This is a genomic window from Algoriphagus yeomjeoni (assembly GCF_049821175.1).
In the GTDB taxonomy this organism is placed as follows: Bacteria; Bacteroidota; Bacteroidia; order Cytophagales; family Cyclobacteriaceae; genus Algoriphagus; species Algoriphagus yeomjeoni_A.
This window is the reverse complement of record NZ_CP187512.1, coordinates 902843-918779: the sequence shown is the minus strand read 5'-3', so window position 1 is coordinate 918779 and position 15937 is coordinate 902843. Positions and strand designations below refer to the sequence as shown.

General features: G+C 40.4%; 16 protein-coding genes. 6 read left to right on the top strand and 10 right to left on the bottom strand.

The genetic code is table 11. The features are described 5' to 3' along the window. Positions 1–178 precede the first annotated feature (178 nt). The 5 genes from ACPUEN_RS03670 to ACPUEN_RS03650 all read right to left on the bottom strand — a co-directional run bounded on the left by ACPUEN_RS03670 (position 179) and on the right by ACPUEN_RS03650 (position 4976). The gene (locus tag ACPUEN_RS03670; protein WP_425638569.1) at positions 179–658 is read right to left on the bottom strand and encodes a hypothetical protein; all 480 of its coding nucleotides are present in this window, start codon (positions 656–658) and stop codon (positions 179–181) included. 161 nt (positions 659–819) lie between these two features. Then, positions 820–2106: a NupC/NupG family nucleoside CNT transporter gene (locus tag ACPUEN_RS03665; RefSeq protein WP_425638568.1), complete on the bottom strand. Its 1287-nt coding sequence runs from the start codon at positions 2104–2106 to the stop codon at positions 820–822. Between the two features lie 526 nt (positions 2107–2632). Beyond that, on the bottom strand, positions 2633–3229 hold the full coding sequence (locus tag ACPUEN_RS03660; RefSeq protein ID WP_425638566.1) for a bifunctional nuclease domain-containing protein: 597 nt from the start codon (positions 3227–3229) through the stop codon (positions 2633–2635). Positions 3230–3235: 6 nt separating this feature from the next. Further along, positions 3236–4204, bottom strand: coding sequence for an electron transfer flavoprotein subunit alpha/FixB family protein (locus tag ACPUEN_RS03655; RefSeq protein WP_425638563.1), 969 nt, complete (start codon positions 4202–4204; stop codon positions 3236–3238). 34 nt (positions 4205–4238) lie between these two features. Further along, a complete protein-coding gene (locus ACPUEN_RS03650) occupies positions 4239–4976 on the bottom strand; it encodes an electron transfer flavoprotein subunit beta/FixA family protein (RefSeq protein WP_425638562.1) in 738 nt (245 codons plus the stop codon). Between the two features lie 74 nt (positions 4977–5050). Between ACPUEN_RS03650 and ACPUEN_RS03645 the strand changes: the two genes are divergently transcribed. Both ACPUEN_RS03645 and ACPUEN_RS03640 read left to right on the top strand, forming a co-directional pair. Beyond that, positions 5051–5383 carry a tetratricopeptide repeat protein gene (locus ACPUEN_RS03645; RefSeq protein WP_425638560.1) on the top strand — a complete coding sequence of 111 codons (333 nt, stop codon included), beginning with the start codon at positions 5051–5053 and terminating at the stop codon, positions 5381–5383. A gap of 112 nt (positions 5384–5495) precedes the next feature. After that, on the top strand, positions 5496–5981 hold the full coding sequence (locus ACPUEN_RS03640) for a hypothetical protein (RefSeq protein WP_425638558.1): 486 nt from the start codon (positions 5496–5498) through the stop codon (positions 5979–5981). On the opposite strand, the gene ACPUEN_RS03635 is transcribed toward ACPUEN_RS03640, so the two are convergent. Together ACPUEN_RS03635 and dnaB are read right to left on the bottom strand one after the other, a co-directional pair. Further along, a complete protein-coding gene (locus ACPUEN_RS03635) occupies positions 5982–6980 on the bottom strand; it encodes a quinone oxidoreductase family protein (RefSeq protein WP_425638556.1) in 999 nt (332 codons plus the stop codon). A 9-nt stretch (positions 6981–6989) separates the two neighbouring features. Then, a complete protein-coding gene (gene dnaB / locus ACPUEN_RS03630; RefSeq protein ID WP_111610322.1) occupies positions 6990–8570 on the bottom strand; it encodes a replicative DNA helicase in 1581 nt (526 codons plus the stop codon). Between the two features lie 325 nt (positions 8571–8895). Between dnaB and ACPUEN_RS03625 the strand changes: the two genes are divergently transcribed. After that, the gene (locus ACPUEN_RS03625) at positions 8896–10251 is read left to right on the top strand and encodes a UDP-N-acetylmuramate--L-alanine ligase (protein ID WP_425638553.1); all 1356 of its coding nucleotides are present in this window, start codon (positions 8896–8898) and stop codon (positions 10249–10251) included. 91 nt (positions 10252–10342) lie between these two features. Beyond that, the gene (locus ACPUEN_RS03620) at positions 10343–11146 is read left to right on the top strand and encodes an exonuclease domain-containing protein (protein ID WP_425638551.1); all 804 of its coding nucleotides are present in this window, start codon (positions 10343–10345) and stop codon (positions 11144–11146) included. Positions 11147–11181: 35 nt separating this feature from the next. Here ACPUEN_RS03620 and ACPUEN_RS03615 read toward each other — a convergent pair whose 3' ends face one another. Beyond that, positions 11182–11976 carry a M48 family metallopeptidase gene (locus ACPUEN_RS03615; RefSeq protein ID WP_425638549.1) on the bottom strand — a complete coding sequence of 265 codons (795 nt, stop codon included), beginning with the start codon at positions 11974–11976 and terminating at the stop codon, positions 11182–11184. A 142-nt stretch (positions 11977–12118) separates the two neighbouring features. Here ACPUEN_RS03615 and ACPUEN_RS03610 point away from each other — a divergent pair, with 142 nt between their 5' ends. After that, positions 12119–12565, top strand: a complete 447-nt coding sequence (locus ACPUEN_RS03610; protein WP_425638547.1) for a DUF4442 domain-containing protein — start codon at positions 12119–12121, stop codon at positions 12563–12565. On the opposite strand, the gene ACPUEN_RS03605 is transcribed toward ACPUEN_RS03610, so the two are convergent. After that, positions 12562–13293, bottom strand: coding sequence for a carboxypeptidase-like regulatory domain-containing protein (locus tag ACPUEN_RS03605; protein ID WP_425638542.1), 732 nt, complete (start codon positions 13291–13293; stop codon positions 12562–12564). The genes ACPUEN_RS03610 and ACPUEN_RS03605 overlap by 4 nt on opposite strands. Positions 13294–13425: 132 nt before the next feature. Here ACPUEN_RS03605 and ACPUEN_RS03600 point away from each other — a divergent pair, with 132 nt between their 5' ends. Then, positions 13426–14304 (top strand): glutamate--tRNA ligase family protein, encoded by an 879-nt coding sequence (locus tag ACPUEN_RS03600; RefSeq protein ID WP_425638541.1) that lies wholly within the window; start codon positions 13426–13428, stop codon positions 14302–14304. A gap of 78 nt (positions 14305–14382) precedes the next feature. Here ACPUEN_RS03600 and ACPUEN_RS03595 read toward each other — a convergent pair whose 3' ends face one another. Next, the gene (locus tag ACPUEN_RS03595) at positions 14383–15864 is read right to left on the bottom strand and encodes a S10 family peptidase (protein ID WP_425638539.1); all 1482 of its coding nucleotides are present in this window, start codon (positions 15862–15864) and stop codon (positions 14383–14385) included. Positions 15865–15937: the final 73 nt, after the last annotated feature.

Here is a 15937-nt window from a genome sequence, read left to right as displayed (position 1 = left end):
CTGGAAAATTGCCAAAGGCAATTCCAGTAAAAGCCCCGAATACAGCCAAGCGAAATTCGGGGTCCTTTCAAAAATTAGGTGATCCGGAGTGCCAAAGGCACGATTGGTAAACTATGACAAATCATTAATAGACAATAGTGATTTCAATAATCATTGCCGCAAAAAAAACTTTTTAATCTCACGACTGCCATAAATTCCAAGCTTCAAATACTTGTCCCCACAAAAAATAAAGCCCTACATTAACTAAAATTGTTAGAATGAATTTCAAATTCAAATTAGCATTATCACTCTTAGAATAGTTGAGTTTCCAAATTATCATTGTAACCATAAAACAAGATAAAAGAGGGAACGCCAATCCTTGTTTATCTCTAACTTCTCCATAATAAAAGGTCGAACCATAATAAAGTTCAAACCATTGAAGAAATCCAATTGTCAGAGCAGTGAAAATGTAAGCAGTTAATACTCTTTTATTATACTTGAATTTATCACTGGCCAGTAATAAAAAACAAACAACAAAAACCACTCTTGCCAAAAGCGAGGTAATAGAGATAATTATAATTCCCGCATTGTTATCATAAAGTTTAAAAGGATTTCCTTGAGTAGCATTTGGATTAAGTAATTCATATAGGTGAAAGAAAAACCCAACCATACTTAACATTGTTAGTATGGCTAGTACCGACTCAAAAACATTCGACTTCAATTTCATCAACGATATGTCCTACTATCTGTACTCTTATGAATCAACATCCTTTGCCTCAATATCTTTTGTCTTAAGTCTTGCGTCATAATACTTGCATCTAATCACTCCCTACTCAAAAATCACCCAAACAACATCCCTGCAATCGTAGCAGTCATCAAACAAGCAAGTGATGCTGCAAGTAAAGACTTAAGGCCTAAGCGGCTGATATTTGCTTGTTGGTTTGGAGCGATAATGGCTATGCCACCAAGCTGAATTGCAATAGAGCTGAAGTTAGAAAATCCACATAGCGCATAAGTAGCAATGACGATAGACTTCGGACTTAAACTTCCCAGTTCCTTCATTTCCGAAAGACTGAGATAAGCCACGAATTCGTTAATAACAGTTTTCTGACCAAGCAAACTACCTACCTGAAGTGTATCTGACCACTCCACTCCGATCACCCAGGCGAATACCCGGAAGACCTGACCGAAAAGATATTCCAAAGAAAAGCCCTGAAACTGCCCATTGGTGGTTCTTACCACAAATTCATTTAGACCAGTCACATCGCCTAAGATTCCCATCAACAAATAATTGAGGGCAGCGATCACAGCAATAAATGCCAAAAGCATTGCTCCTACATTCAGCGCTAGTTTTAACCCCTCTGAAGCTCCAATAGACATCGCATCGATGAGATTCACCCCCATCGCTTCTTCGTTTACTTCCAGTTTATCCTGAACCAATTCTTTTTCGACTTCAGGAATAAACATCTTAGACATTACGATTGCTGCTGGAGCGTTCATGATGCTTGCTCCCAGAAGATAAGCTGCAAACCTACTTTGCTCTTCCAAATTATCTCCTCCCAGAAAAGCCACATAACCAGCTAGCACTCCACCTGCAATGGTAGCCATTCCTCCAGTCATCAAACACATCAATTCAGATTTACTCATTTGAGGTATAAATGGGCGAACTAGCAAAGGAGCTTCTGTTTGTCCTAAGAAGATATTTCCAGCTGCTGACAAGCTCTCAGGTCCGGATAGTCTCATCGTTCTTGCCATAACCCAAGCAATTCCGAAAACTACTTTCTGAAGAATACCTAAATAATATAATCCAGCTGAAACCGTAGAAAAGAAGATAATTGTGGGAAGAACCTGAAATGCGAAAATGAAACCATAACTGTCACCAGCCAAATCCCCAAAAATAAATGCTGCTCCATCCCGGCTAAAGCTTAGGAACTTCACAAAGCCACGACTGACCATTGCAAAGCCACTTTCTACGATAGGAACTTGAGTGATTAAAAATCCAAAAACCAGCTGCAGTAAAATACCTATTCCTACTAATCTCCAATCGATTTTTTTCTTGTTGCTTGAAAAAATAAAAGCCACCAAAACGATGACGGCCAGCCCAAAGACTCCTCTTAAGTAATCCATTCAGTAATTATTGCAGATAAGGCCTAAAAATAAGGAACGCAGGTTCATAAAACAATCATGTTTTGTGAGGTTAGGCTATAAAATGAGAATTAGGGGTAAAAGTGATCAGTGAGCAGTCGCAGTAAGCTGATTTTGGTTCAAGTCTTCAGACCTGTCTTGTCGGCAGACAGGCTTGGACCATCCTCAATGCAGTCTCCCGACTGAAACTATTTAGAGACACATCTTTAAATGACCATTTATAGACCAGTCCTCTACAGAATAGCCGATTTTGAAATGGATATAATAAAGTATTTACTCTTCAAGATTTATGCATAAAATCTACATTTAAACACATACTTTACCATTAAGTATGACAATTGGAAGGGAATTTGGAAGTCTGAAGACTTTATTTACTTAAGTCCAAGTCAGAAGACTTGAACTAAATTAGGAAGCAGGACAACTGCGCTCTCTGCGATACCTTCGCGCTCGCTGCAGTTACAAAAATCCAATAAAAAAAGGCCCGAACTAGCTCGGGCCTTACATTGTATTAGTTTCTTTTATTGATTTCATCTCGGATACGAGCTGCTCGCTCATAATCCTCATTATTTATCGCTTTATCAAGCATCTGATTGAGCTTGTCCAAGCTGAAATCCTTTAAAGAAGGTTCTTTTTTAGTCGTGAATTTTTGTGTGGAAGGTTTCGGTGGAGATTTTTCATCCTTCTTTTCTACTTCATAATGCTCCACAGCTCCTTCGGCCATGGCTTTTTCAGTACAAAATACAGGACTTCCAAACCGTATCGCAATTGCTATGGCATCAGAAGGACGAGCATCTACATCTGTCTCAATCTTGTCTCCTTTACACTGGATTTTAGCATAATAGACTCCTTCTTTCATGTCAGTAATTACGATTCTTTCAATATCAAAATTGAACCCTGAGGCAAATGACTTAAACAAATCATGCGTCATGGGACGATTTGGAACAATCTTTTCGATTTCTAAGGCGATCGCCTGAGCTTCAAACATACCGATCACTATCGGCAAACGTCTTGCTCCACCAACTTCCCCTAACACCAAGGTAAATGACCCGGATTGGGAATGGTTGGACGAAAGTCCCAGAATCTCAAGTTCTATGAGTTTTTCCACAAAAATTTATAATTCAGCTTTAAATGCTTCGTTTAGTTTTGGCACAACCTCAAATGCATCTCCTACGATTCCGTAGTCTGCAGCTTTGAAAAAAGGAGCATCAGGATCTTTATTGATGACCACAATGCACTTTGAAGAATTGACTCCTGCAAGATGTTGAATAGCTCCTGAAATTCCTATCGCTATGTACAAAGTTGGAGCTACTTTTACTCCAGTCTGCCCTACGTGCTCATGATGAGGTCTCCACTCAAGATCAGAAACAGGCTTGGAACAGGCAGTTGCTGCACCAAGAATCTTGGCCATTTCTTCTACCATTCCCCAGTTTTCCGGACCTTTCAAGCCTCTACCTCCTGATACAACTATATCCGCCTCTGGAAGCAATACATCGCCTGTAGCACGCTCCGTAGATGTGATTTTAGAAGCAAAATCAGCTTCTTCCAATGCCACATCAAAAGTCTCCACTTGAGCATCAGCACCATCAAGCTTCAAATCTATTGCATTCTTCTTGATAGCAAGGATTTTATTTTCAGTCGTTACAGAGGTCTCAGCAAAAGCCTTTCCTGTGTAAATACTTCTTTTCACTACATATCCCCCTTCAGTTTTTGGTAATTCAACCACGTTGGATACCAAGCCTGCTTTAAGTTTAATTGCAAGTCTTGCTGCAACAGCATCTCCCAGTGATGATTTTGCCAAGACCAAAGTCTTTGCACCTAAGAGATTGTAAGCCTGAGCTACTGCAGAAGCATGTGCCTGAATCACTCCAGCATCCAACTTACTTTCTGCACCGTGCATCACTTTTGCTGCGCCAGCTTTTCCTATAGCAGCAAGTTCTTCGTTTCCGATGGTACCAAGTGCTACTGCCACCACGTCTCCTTCTCCTGTTTGTGCCGCTAAAGCGTTGGCAAAAGAGACAGCCTCAAGACTCGTCTTTTTTACTTTTCCTTCAGCTTGTTCTATATATACTAAAATTGACATAATATCCTAATTTATAACAAGTTATTGGGTTTAATTAAAGCACTTTTGCTTCATTTTTCAAAAGTCTTACAAGCTCTGCGACATTGTCTTTATCGACTAATTTCACAGCTCCTTTTGCAGGAGGCAGCTCGTATTTGTTTGCTTCAGCTTGAGTTTCCTGAGAAACTGGCTCTACTACATTCAAAGGCTTAGTTCTAGCAGACATGATCCCACGCATATTTGGAATTTTCCATTCTGCAATAGGCTCTTGGCAACCAGCAATCAGCGGAAGACTTGCTTCCAGCATTTCCTTACCACCTTCGATTTCTCTAGCCATTTTCACCGTAGATCCGTCTACATCCAGCTTCATCACTGGGGAAAAAGAAGGCATTCCAAGCAATTCACCAACCATGCCATGAACCATACCGCCATTGAAATCAATGGATTCTCTTCCCATCAAAATCAAATCATATGCTCCTTCTTTGGCATAATTCGCAATTTGCTGCGCAACGAAATAAGAATCCTTTGGTGCTGAATTTACCCTTATAGCCTCGTCAGCGCCAATTGCCAAAGCTTTCCTCAAAGTCGGATCAGAATCCGCTTCTCCTACATTCAAAACTGTTAACTTACCACTCGCTTCATCTCTAAGTTCTACAGCACGAGCCAAAGCATAATCGTCGTATGGGCCAATAATGTATTGAACTCCAGTAGAATCAAACTTGGTATTGTCGGCCGTAAACTGAATCTTGGAGGTAGTATCAGGTACGTGGGTGATACAAACAAGAATCTTCATTGGTTTAGTATTAGATTAGGTTAGATTTATTTATCGTGAAAATAACAGTAAGCACTTAATTAAAAAAACTATTGATGAGCAATCTGGACAGGATACAGCTACTTAGACAGTTTACCGAAGAAGAACCGGAAAACCCTTTTAACTGGTATGCTTTGGCAATTGAATTCCGAGAAACGGACCCGGAAGAGGCATATAGCCTTTTCGCGAAACTGCTGTCCGATCACCCATCTTACTTAGCTACCTATTTTCCAGCAGCACATTTATATGCGGAAATCGGTGATTTAGAGCAATCTAAAGTGATTTTTGAAAAGGGAATAGCTCTAGCTCGTGAGCAAAAGAACCTAAAGGCCCAGCAGGAATTGCAAAATGCCTATCAGAATTTTCTCTTTGAAAATGATCTGGATTAAGGTTAGTCAGATTGGCTAAAAAGTACTGAATTCATAAAAAATGTGAGCAATCCTTAACTTGAAAATAGTAGTTTTATATGACCTATATCAAATAATCTAACCCTACAGTTCTATGATCACCCAACAAGAAATGCTGGCTCATTTTCTTCCTATTTTAGAAAAAAGCGGTAAACGCTATAAAAAAAAGAGTATGATCCGAGCCAAAAAAGCAAAACCGGGGCAATTGGTGATCACAAAAACATCTGATGGAGAAGAAACTCGAAACACTGCTGAGGTTGGAGACTGGTTGGTAGAAAATCAGACAAGTGTAAATGAGCTGTATTTAGTAAAAGCTGAAACTTTTGAAAAAAAATACACAATAGTTCAAGCCCTAGAGCATGGTTGGGGCTGCTATCAGCCAAAGGGGGAAATATTGGGAATTATTGTGAATGAAGCACATTTTGAAGAGTTAGGAGTGACCAAAACATTAAAGTTTCAGGCGCCTTGGAAGGACAGTATGGTCGCTAAACCTGGCGATATGCTAGTAGTTCCACTAGATAAAGATGAGATCTATAGAATCGCCAAAAAGGAATTTGGTGAAACTTATATCGAGGTTTAATTAAGGAACCAATACTATTTTTCCAGTTTGCTTTCCATCCCGCATCCGATTAAAGGCTTCTTCTGCCTTGTCAAATCCGAAAACCTGATCTATTATAGGCTTGATTTTTTTCTCGTTGACTAAGGAAACCATATTCTTAAAATCTTGATCAGAACCCATCGTAGTTCCCATTATTTTCAACTGATTCCAGAATATTTTTCTTGCCTCCAACTTAGAAGGATTCCCTAAAGTAGCTCCGTAAAAAACAATTTTCCCACCAGGTTTTGCTACCTGAATCAGGTGATTTAGCGTATCTCCCACTGCCCCATCAACGATCAAATCAAAACCATTGGTAACTTCCATGGCTTTTGATATCCAATTGTGATCCAAGTAATTAAATGTAGTTGATACACCCAAAGCTTTAGCTTTTTCCAGTTTCTCAGTGCTGCTACTACTCGTTGAAACCTTTGCACCAAGTGCCAATCCAAATTGGACAGCAAATTGAGCTACGCCACCACCAAATCCAGTGACTAGCAAGTTTTCCCCAGCCTGAATATTCCCCTGGTAAGTAAGTGCCCGGAAAGCTGTTAATCCAGCTAAGGGCAAAGCTGCAGCTTCCTCCCAAGACATATGAGCTGGCTTCTCGTAAAGTCTGTCTACAGGAACAATGACTGACTCTGCAAGTGTCCCGTTTCTAGGCATGCCCAAAATCTCAAAATTTGGTCCTTGCACTTTTTGATTTTCTCCCCAATTCAACGCAGGATTTATGATTACTTCTTTATCCAACAGCTCATAATCCACTCCCTCTCCTATCTCACTCACAATTCCAGCTCCGTCTGAACCTAGAATAACACCATCTTTAATATTTGGATAAAGACCTTGCCTACACCATTCATCTCGATGATTTAAAGCTGCTGCTTTAATCAAAACCCGTACATCACCAGGAAGCAAACTCCTTGTCTGAAAATCAGTCAGAAGTAGTTTTGACGGCTGCGTACTATTTAATGTGATGGCTTTCATGTCAAAAATTTAAAATGCGTCTTCAGAGTTATTTCTATTCAATAAATCATCGCCATCATCGCTGTTGGCTTTACTTTGAAGCTTGATCGTATTTCCGGAATCAAACTCAGAAATCCCGCTGGATTGGGCAGCGAATGTTGGTCGGTAAACAGCATTTCCACCTTGAGGATCTTGCATATTACCAAATCCATCCAAATCCTGGAATTTGGTATATCTACCGATAAATCGAAGTTTGACATTATCCAAAGAACCATTTCTGTGTTTCGCAATGATCACCTCACCTACGCCCTGAGTTGAATTACCATCTTCATCTTCGGTGATTCCATAATACTCAGGACGGTAAAGGAACATAACCATATCAGCATCCTGCTCGATGGCTCCAGATTCCCTCAAATCGGAAAGTTGTGGACGCTTATCTCCTCCTCTGGTTTCCACCGCTCTGGAAAGCTGCGAAAGTGCTATTACAGGAACCTCGAGTTCTTTTGCGATTTTCTTCAAGGCTCTGGAAATACTTGCAATCTCCTGCTCTCGGTTTCCTCCACCTCCGCCTTTAGAGTCTCCTGACATCAACTGCAAGTAATCAATTACGATCATCTGTATATCGTGTTGAGCTTTTAGCTTTCTACATTTCGCCCGAAGCTCAAGGATAGAAAGTGCAGGCGTATCATCTACAAAAAGCGGTGCTTTGGAGAGTTTTGCAGTCTTATGAACCAATTGAGCCCACTCATGCTCAGCAAGTGTACCTTTTTTTATTTTCTCTGAGTCCAATTCAGCCTCGGAGGAAATCAGACGATTCACCAACTGAATCGAGGACATCTCCAGCGAGAAGATTGCCACAGGGCGGCTGTGATCTACCGCTGCATTTCTCAAAACAGAAAGTACAAAAGCTGTTTTACCCATAGCAGGACGTGCCGCTATAATCACCAAATCGGATTTTTGCCAACCTGAAGTCACACGGTCCAATGCAGTTAATCCTGATGGAACACCAGTCAGACCATCTTTTTGACCTTTTCTAGCTTCCAATTCTATGATTGCCTCCCGCATGATGGACTTCATGTCTGAATAATTCTTTCGGATATTCTTTTCAGATATCTCAAAAAGGTTTTGCTCCATTTTGTCAAGCAACTCAAAAACGTCAGTTGTTTCTTCGTAAGCATCTTTTTGGATATCAGACGCAATTCTGATCATCTCACGCTTGATGGATTGCTCTGTGATAATCCGAGCATGGTATTCAATATTGGCGGCAGAAGCTACTTTGGAGGTAAGTTCAGTCACATAAAAAGCTCCACCGGCAATCTCCAACGTACCGCTTTTGCGAAGCTGAGAAGTAACAGTAAGCAAATCTATCGGCTGACTCTCGGTAAATAGATCAAGAATCGCCTGAAAAATGACCTGATGAGAGTCCTTATAGAAACTCTCCACCTTCAAAATATCAATCACGTTTGTCAACGCATCCTTCTCAAGCATCAATGCTCCAAGCACAGCTTCCTCAAGATCAATGGCTTGTGGCGGCACTTTGCCTAGCATGTTAGTATTTTGGTGAGTGGGCTTGTTTCGGGTAATACGGGGATTGCTACTTTTCTCGGTCATAGAACAAATGTATTCTGAAAAAGGCAAGAGTTCTAAACAACTTTTACCAGAGTTATCAACATTTATCCCCCTCAATAACCAAGCCTCGAAAAGGAAATCAAACTATTAATTATCACAGAAATCCAGCCTTAACTCCGATTATAAGAGATTAATTCAGTCTCTCAGGTAGTTGCATTTATTGGAAAAACAAACCCAAAATTCTTTTAACTAACCAGTCAAAATTCAACAACCAAATAAAATCTTTTGAATTAGAATAGCTATGCCCCCAAGCTGCCAATAATTATTTTTAAGTTTGAAGTATAATTCCCACTCGTTATTTTACTCAATGAATAAATATCACTTTATAGCCGTCGGTGGAGCAGTGATGCATAATTTAGCCTTAGCACTCGTAGAAAAAGGCTATCAGGTCACCGGTTCTGATGATGAAATCTACGAACCATCCCGCACGAGATTAGAAAAAGCGGGGATTTTGCCAGCTGAATATGGATGGTTTCCTGAAAAAATCACGGCTGATCTGGAGGGTATAATCTTAGGCATGCATGCCAGAATAGATAATCCTGAACTTATAAAAGCTCAGGAATTGGGTATTCCTGTTTACTCTTTTCCAGAATTCATTTTTAATCAAAGCCAGAACAAAAAGCGGGTAATCGTAGCTGGCTCACATGGAAAGACCTCAATTACTTCAGTAATCCTGCACGTACTGAAAGATCAAAATGTAGATTTTGATTACCTCGTTGGAGCACAGATCGAAGGCTTTAATTTGATGGTTAAACTTTCTGATGCTCCTGTAATCATAATAGAAGGCGATGAATACCTTACCTCTCCCCTAGACAGAACGCCGAAGTTCTTCCACTATAAACATGATATTGCTTTGGTAAGTGGAATCGCCTGGGATCATTACAACGTCTTCCCTGACTTTGAAGAATACAAAGAGCAGTTTAGCAAACTGATGAATTTAACTCCTGATTCCGGAGAATTGATCTATTGTGAAGCTGATCCTTTGGTGAAAGAAGCAGCCGAAAACACAACTATTGGAGCAAAGAAAACTGCCTATAACGCTCATCCAGCCATCATCAAAGACGGAAAAACATTTCTGGAAACAGAAAATGGCTTGATTCCAATATATATTTTCGGAGAGCATAACCTGCAAAATTTACAAGGTGCGATGGATATCTGTCTAGCCTTGGGATTGACCAAAGAGCAGTTCTACGAGAGTATCCAGACTTTCAAAGGCGCAGCAAAGCGTCAGGAACTATTGGTGGAAACGGATAATTCCAGTCTTTTCCGCGACTTTGCTCATGCTCCTTCCAAATTAAAAGCGACTGTATCGGCTGTAAAAACTCAATTCCCAAACAGGAAGCTGATCGCTGTGCAGGAATTGCACACCTACTCATCGCTAAATAAGGAGTTTTTGCCAAACTATGCCAAATCAATGGAAGCTGCTGATCTGGCAATTGTGTATCTTGATCCTCATGCTGTAGCTTTGAAAAAGCTAGAATTGATGGATGAAAACACGTTAAGGGAAGGCTTCCAGCGACCAGATTTAAAATTATTTACCGATAGCAAAAGCCTTAAAGAATTCCTTTTGGCTCAAGACTATTCAAATTCCAACCTACTTTTGATGAGTTCGGGATCCTACGACAAAATGGATCTGGAGCCGATTAAAGCAAAATTCAACTAACTATGAAATCGAGCATGTATCAAACGCCACAAAGCGGGATGATGAATTTAAATGCGAGATTCCATGTGACCACTAAAAAAATTATAAGCACATGAAGCTAAACTTGAAGAATTCCGTTGCATTTTTTGATCTAGAAGCTACTGGAATCAACATCTCGACAGACCGAATCGTGGAAATTTCCATCGTGAAGGTAAAGCCAGATGGAGGACAGGAAATCTACACTAAGAAAATCAACCCAACCATTCCTATACCGCTTGAGTCATCACTAATTCACGGCATTTATGACAAGGACGTGAAAGAAGAAAAGACGTTTAAAGAACTGTCAAGAGAAATATACCAATTCATTGGTCAATCAGATTTGGCTGGATTTAATGTTTTAAAGTATGACATTCCGCTTTTGGTAGAAGAATTTCTCAGGGCTGGAATCGAGTTTGATTTAGACAAAAGAAATCTATTGGATGCGCAGAAGATTTTCTTCATGATGGAAAAGAGAAACCTAACTGCCGCTTACAAGTTCTACTGCGGTCGAACGCTGGAAAATGCACACAGTGCTGAAGCAGACACACTTGCTACTTTAGATGTGTTCAAAGCACAAATAGAACGCTATTTGGGAGAAGAAATGGAAGATCTGCAAGGCAATAAAATGGGCGTCTTCGAAAACGACATGAAGAAACTCCATGACATGCTGAATGAAAAAATGGTAGATCTGGCTGGAAGATTTGTATTCAACAACGAAGGCGTAGAGGTATTCAACTTCGGGAAGCAAAAAGGAACCCCCGTTACCCAAGTTCTCAAAGATGAGCCAGGCTACTACGACTGGATGATGCGAGGTGATTTCCCGCTTGACACGAAACGTAAACTTACTCAGATCAAACTGAGAGGATTTAATCAGTAACAAAAAACCCGGAGTCACCTCCGGGTTTTTTGTTATTAGTTTCCTTTATAAAACTCCAATGCCTTTGGCATATGATTATTCAACTTGTCAATTCTTGTTTGCGAAGCTGGGTGAGTAGATAGAAACTCAGGTGGAGCTTGACCATTTTCATTGGCTAGCATTCTTTGCCAGAAAATTGGAGCCTCACGAGGATCATATCCTGCTATTGCCATAAAGGTCAATCCTAATTCATCAGCTTCTAGCTCATGCTTTCTCGAGAAACTCAACATCCCTAGTTCTCCACCAATACCAACAGACTGTAGGAAAATGGCTTGGGTCATTGAAGGATTCTGGCCGATTGCACTGGAAAGCACGCTTACTCCTAAATTAGTAACCATACCATTAGACATACGCTCTGCTGAGTGAGATGCCACGGCATGAGCAATCTCATGACCCATTACTACTGCTATTCCTGTTTCAGTCTGCGTGAGAGGCATAATTCCCGTATAGAAAGCTACCTTTCCACCAGGCATACACCAAGCATTGACCTGGTCACTTTGGAGCAAATTAAACTCCCAATCGAATGAGTTCGCTAGCTCCTGATATCCTTGGGAAGCCAAGTAGCTCTCCACTGCGTCAGCCATGCGCTTCCCCACTTTGAGAACCTTTTGCCCGTCTGCAGTATTAGTAACGACTTTGTCTTCTTTTAATACCTGATCGTATTGTTCATCCACTAAAGGTTGGATCTCTTCATTTGAAACCAATGAAAGTTGATTCCGCCCTGTTAATGGCACTTTAGCACATGAATACAGTATTAATCCGGCGCAAAATACTATTGCTATTTTTTTCATGGTGGTTGTTTTTTTCTTCTCTTGTTTCAAATTAAATACCAGAAAGCATTTTTCACTACTTTAAGCTCTCGATTAAAGAAATATGAACGACAAAGAAACCCAATCTTCCTTAAAGCCCGCTGCTTTAGCGTACCAAAAAAAAATGAGTAACCCATTTTATTTCTGGTTTGGTATGTTGATTAAGCTTCCTTCAGCGATTTTTTGGAAATTTCGAATTAAAGAATTGGATGCGGAAAAATGTGTAGTAACTATACCCTACTCCTGGCGAACGCAGAATCCATTTAAGTCTATTTATTTTGCTGCAATGGCAGGAGCAGCAGAATTAAGCACGGGTGCATTATGCCAGTTGGCTATCAGTGGATTGGGAAAATATTCCATGTTGGTTGTAGACTTCAGAGCCGAATACTTCAAAAAAGCCAATCAAAAAATCACATTCACCTGCGAGCAAGGACAAGAATTATTTGCTCTTCTTGCGGCTTTAGAGCCAAATGACACCGGAAAATTGACAATGATTTCAACTGGTAAAAACCCGCAACAAGAAGAAGTTGCACGATTCTACGTGACTTGGTCTTTCAAAAGAAAAGATTAATTAATCCATCTCCTCTCCCGATCAATAAACTCACTCAGCGTCGTATAAACACGCTCTTTGCTCCAATCCAAAAACTCATGGTAGGCATTTCCTTCATTGAAGCGAATAATTATTCTGTCCCAATCGGAACGCTCAAGCTGATACTTCACCATGAGATTTTGACGAATGGAGTCTGATTCAACAACGGCATAATATCCTTCTCGCCTACGCATCCACTCCAGCTTTTTCTGATATTCTCGTTCTAGTCTCGCCCGTTTGGTCAATGAGGACAATACACCGGCGATTGCAATTCCCCCATTTGGTGAGTCAAGATATCCAGCACTTATTCCACCTTTAGTTGAGGGTTCTTTTTCTTCATCAGGATCGATCAGGGTTAATTTACCATCTTTGAATCGAAAAGCATAAGGTTCAGATTTCACCTCAAAAGTCGGGAGAAACCTTGCCCTATCCTGAATCTGGAGCATTAAAAAAGTCTCTTCACCCAATGCTATTTTCTGCTCAATAAATCCAGGAAAGGAGATTTTCAAGGTATCTCCAATATTCCCCTTTACGGAAAAATAGCCTCTAATATTGGTTAGAGAAGAACTTGTGGAACCTAGAACTTCCACATTCACCCCTTCCATGTATGTTTTATCTGTAGCATCAAGCACGTTCCCTGAATAGGTTCTCTGTGCGAGAATTGCTGGTAGAAAAGCAAAATATAGGGTAACTAGGAATCTGAATTTCATAAAGTCCAAAAATAAGCAGGCTTTTGATAGCTATTGAATTAATGGAAGTTAAAGATGCTTAAGAGTAAAATCAAAAATGACTAGACTACTTCTTCCACAGTAATTATGCGCTATTCTATTTAATTTCGCCCGATGAATTTGAAACTCACAAGAATTGCACCCACTCCGAGCGGCTTCCTTCATTTGGGAAACCTCTATTCTTTTTTGGTTACCAAAGCTTTAGCTGAAGAAACTGGCGCTAAGATTCTTCTTCGGATAGATGACCTCGATCGGGAGCGATACAGAACAGAATATGTTCAGGATATTTTTGATACGCTGGAGTTTATGGAAATAAGCTACGATCAAGGACCGAAAACAGTTCAGGACTTTGAGCAGGAATGGTCTCAGATTCACCGCATGAATAGTTATTTGGAGGCATTGGAGGAAATACGTGAAAAAAGATTAGTCTTTGCCTGTGATTGCACCCGCAAGAAAATCCAGCAATTAGACTCTTCAGGCTATTATTTAGGTCATTGCCAAGTTAGAAATATCCCATTGGAAAGAGCTGAGACTTGCTGGCGTATGGATACTTTCGATACTGATTTCATTAAAATCAAAACCTACTCTACTGGAGAAAAATCCTACGTTCTGCCTGAAGATTCAGCCTTTTTTATTGTTAGGAAAAAGGACAAGCTCCCAGCCTATCAACTCACTTCTGTAATTGATGATGTACATTATGGAGTTGATCTGATCGTGAGGGGAAATGACTTGCTGGGGTCAACTTTGGATCAGCAGATCGTAGCAAATGGACTTGATCTCACTTCCTTTCAAGAGGCAACTTTTCACCATCATCAACTTTTGAAAGGCCCAAAAAACAAGAAACTGTCCAAATCTGCAGGAGCAACTTCAATTCAATTTCTAAGAAAAGAAGGAAAGAAGCTAGGAGATATTTACCAGATTTTGGGAGAGATGATTGGTGCAAAAGAACAGATAGCCGACTTTGAAAGCTTCAAAACACAGCTAATTCCCTAAAACCAGAAAGCCGAAGATGATTCCTCGGCTTTCTTTTTCTACTATCAAGATTCTTTGTACTAGTCACTTGCTACGCCTTTAATCGTACTTGGCCGGCATATCTGGCGCTACCATAGATTTCCTTATAAACTGACGAATATCTTCATTGGAGGTCTCCAAATCCTCAGCTCTTAGGTACATCATGTGGCCACTTCTATAGCCTTTCCATGAAAGTCGATCTGCCAACCTACCAGATGGGTCCATTTGCCAATGATTGTATTTTGCATTGAAATAATCCGTGCCTCCGTCGAAATAACCTGATTGAGTCATGACATGTAGGTAGGGATTTTGACGCATAGCATCAGCCAAATCATATCCTGTGCTTTCGTTTGAGCGATCCCAAGGATGTACCGGTCCGAATAAATTATAAGTCAAATCAGTTTTGTAATTGAGATGTTCTCTCACATAAATCTGAAAAGATGGAGCAAATGCATGATTCCAGGATGACAAAGCAGGATCAAAATCAGGTCTTGAGCCAGTCCCTGCATTGTCAAAACCCTTGTATCTACTATCCAATCTACCAATAGTCATTCCCTGATCTCTCAGCAATTCCTTCCAGAAGAAATTGGTTGGAATCAAAAGGTTGTGCTCAAGTACTACTTTTTTATCCAGTCCAGAATATAAGGCATATTTCGATGCTATAGCATCTCGCTCAGTTTCGGACAGCATGCCGCCTTTCACCACCGCAGGAATTAGCTCATTGATGGTGAAAGCTTCCACTTCCGGTAAGAAATCCTCTAAATCCTGACTTTGCAGTGACGCATCCAATGCTTTGTGATACCAAGCTGTCGCTGCATAATAAGGCAGATAGTTAGAGGTATGAATTGGTGCGCCACGCTCAATCCCCAATTCTGTAGGAGAAACCATGATGACACCATTGAAATACATCCAGTGTGAATTTTGAAGCTGTGCTACCAATCCTGCCACACGCGTAGTGCCATAGCTTTCACCTATCAGATATTTTGGCGAAGCCCAACGCTGCTGACGGGTAACAAATGTGTTTACCCAATCCGCCAGGTATTTAATATCAGAATTGATCCCAAAGAAAGTAGAACGATCCACTTCTTCATCCACAATTCTAGAAAACCCAGTATTCACTGGATCCACATACACAATATCAGCTACATCAAGAATAGAATTTGGGTTTGATTTGGTCCCATAAGGCTGAAGTGGATAGCCTTCGTCATCAATATTCAAAATCACCGGACCAGTGTAAGCAATATGCATCCAGATAGATGCCGAACCAGGCCCACCATTGAAAGAAATCACAAGCGGACGAGTAGTTTTATCTGAAACGTCTGTACGCTCATAAAATGTGTAAAACAAGGAAGCGATAGGTTTCCCTTTCTGATTCCAAACTGGCTGAGTCCCAGCCGTAGCCTTGTATGGAACCTTCTTTCCTTTGATTGTAGTCTCGTGGGTGGTTACCACAGCAGACTCTATTTCTATATGCCTTTCTTCCTGAGCAAAAACTACAGAAAGTAAAGCCATAAAAAGTACTGTTAAACTAAATTTTCTCATAAAGTGTGGGTATAATTATTCGGAATTGAAACTACTAATTGTAAATGCAAAGCGAAAAAAAATTACATAGGTG

Excerpts from the sequence above, each read along its gene's own strand:
- ACPUEN_RS03670 (WP_425638569.1), bottom strand. The coding sequence starts at position 658 with ATGTTAAGTATGGTTGGGTTTTTCTTTCACCTATATGAATTACTTAAT.
- ACPUEN_RS03665 (WP_425638568.1), bottom strand. The coding sequence starts at position 2,106 with ATGGATTACTTAAGAGGAGTCTTTGGGCTGGCCGTCATCGTTTTGGTG.
- ACPUEN_RS03655 (WP_425638563.1), bottom strand. The coding sequence starts at position 4,204 with ATGTCAATTTTAGTATATATAGAACAAGCTGAAGGAAAAGTAAAAAAG.
- ACPUEN_RS03650 (WP_425638562.1), bottom strand. The coding sequence starts at position 4,976 with ATGAAGATTCTTGTTTGTATCACCCACGTACCTGATACTACCTCCAAG.
- ACPUEN_RS03645 (WP_425638560.1), top strand. The coding sequence starts at position 5,051 with ATGAGCAATCTGGACAGGATACAGCTACTTAGACAGTTTACCGAAGAA.
- ACPUEN_RS03640 (WP_425638558.1), top strand. The coding sequence starts at position 5,496 with ATGATCACCCAACAAGAAATGCTGGCTCATTTTCTTCCTATTTTAGAA.
- ACPUEN_RS03635 (WP_425638556.1), bottom strand. The coding sequence starts at position 6,980 with ATGAAAGCCATCACATTAAATAGTACGCAGCCGTCAAAACTACTTCTG.
- dnaB (WP_111610322.1), bottom strand. The coding sequence starts at position 8,570 with ATGACCGAGAAAAGTAGCAATCCCCGTATTACCCGAAACAAGCCCACT.
- ACPUEN_RS03625 (WP_425638553.1), top strand. The coding sequence starts at position 8,896 with ATGAATAAATATCACTTTATAGCCGTCGGTGGAGCAGTGATGCATAAT.
- ACPUEN_RS03620 (WP_425638551.1), top strand. The coding sequence starts at position 10,343 with ATGAAGCTAAACTTGAAGAATTCCGTTGCATTTTTTGATCTAGAAGCT.
- ACPUEN_RS03615 (WP_425638549.1), bottom strand. The coding sequence starts at position 11,976 with ATGAAAAAAATAGCAATAGTATTTTGCGCCGGATTAATACTGTATTCA.
- ACPUEN_RS03610 (WP_425638547.1), top strand. The coding sequence starts at position 12,119 with ATGAGTAACCCATTTTATTTCTGGTTTGGTATGTTGATTAAGCTTCCT.
- ACPUEN_RS03605 (WP_425638542.1), bottom strand. The coding sequence starts at position 13,293 with ATGAAATTCAGATTCCTAGTTACCCTATATTTTGCTTTTCTACCAGCA.
- ACPUEN_RS03600 (WP_425638541.1), top strand. The coding sequence starts at position 13,426 with ATGAATTTGAAACTCACAAGAATTGCACCCACTCCGAGCGGCTTCCTT.
- ACPUEN_RS03595 (WP_425638539.1), bottom strand. The coding sequence starts at position 15,864 with ATGAGAAAATTTAGTTTAACAGTACTTTTTATGGCTTTACTTTCTGTA.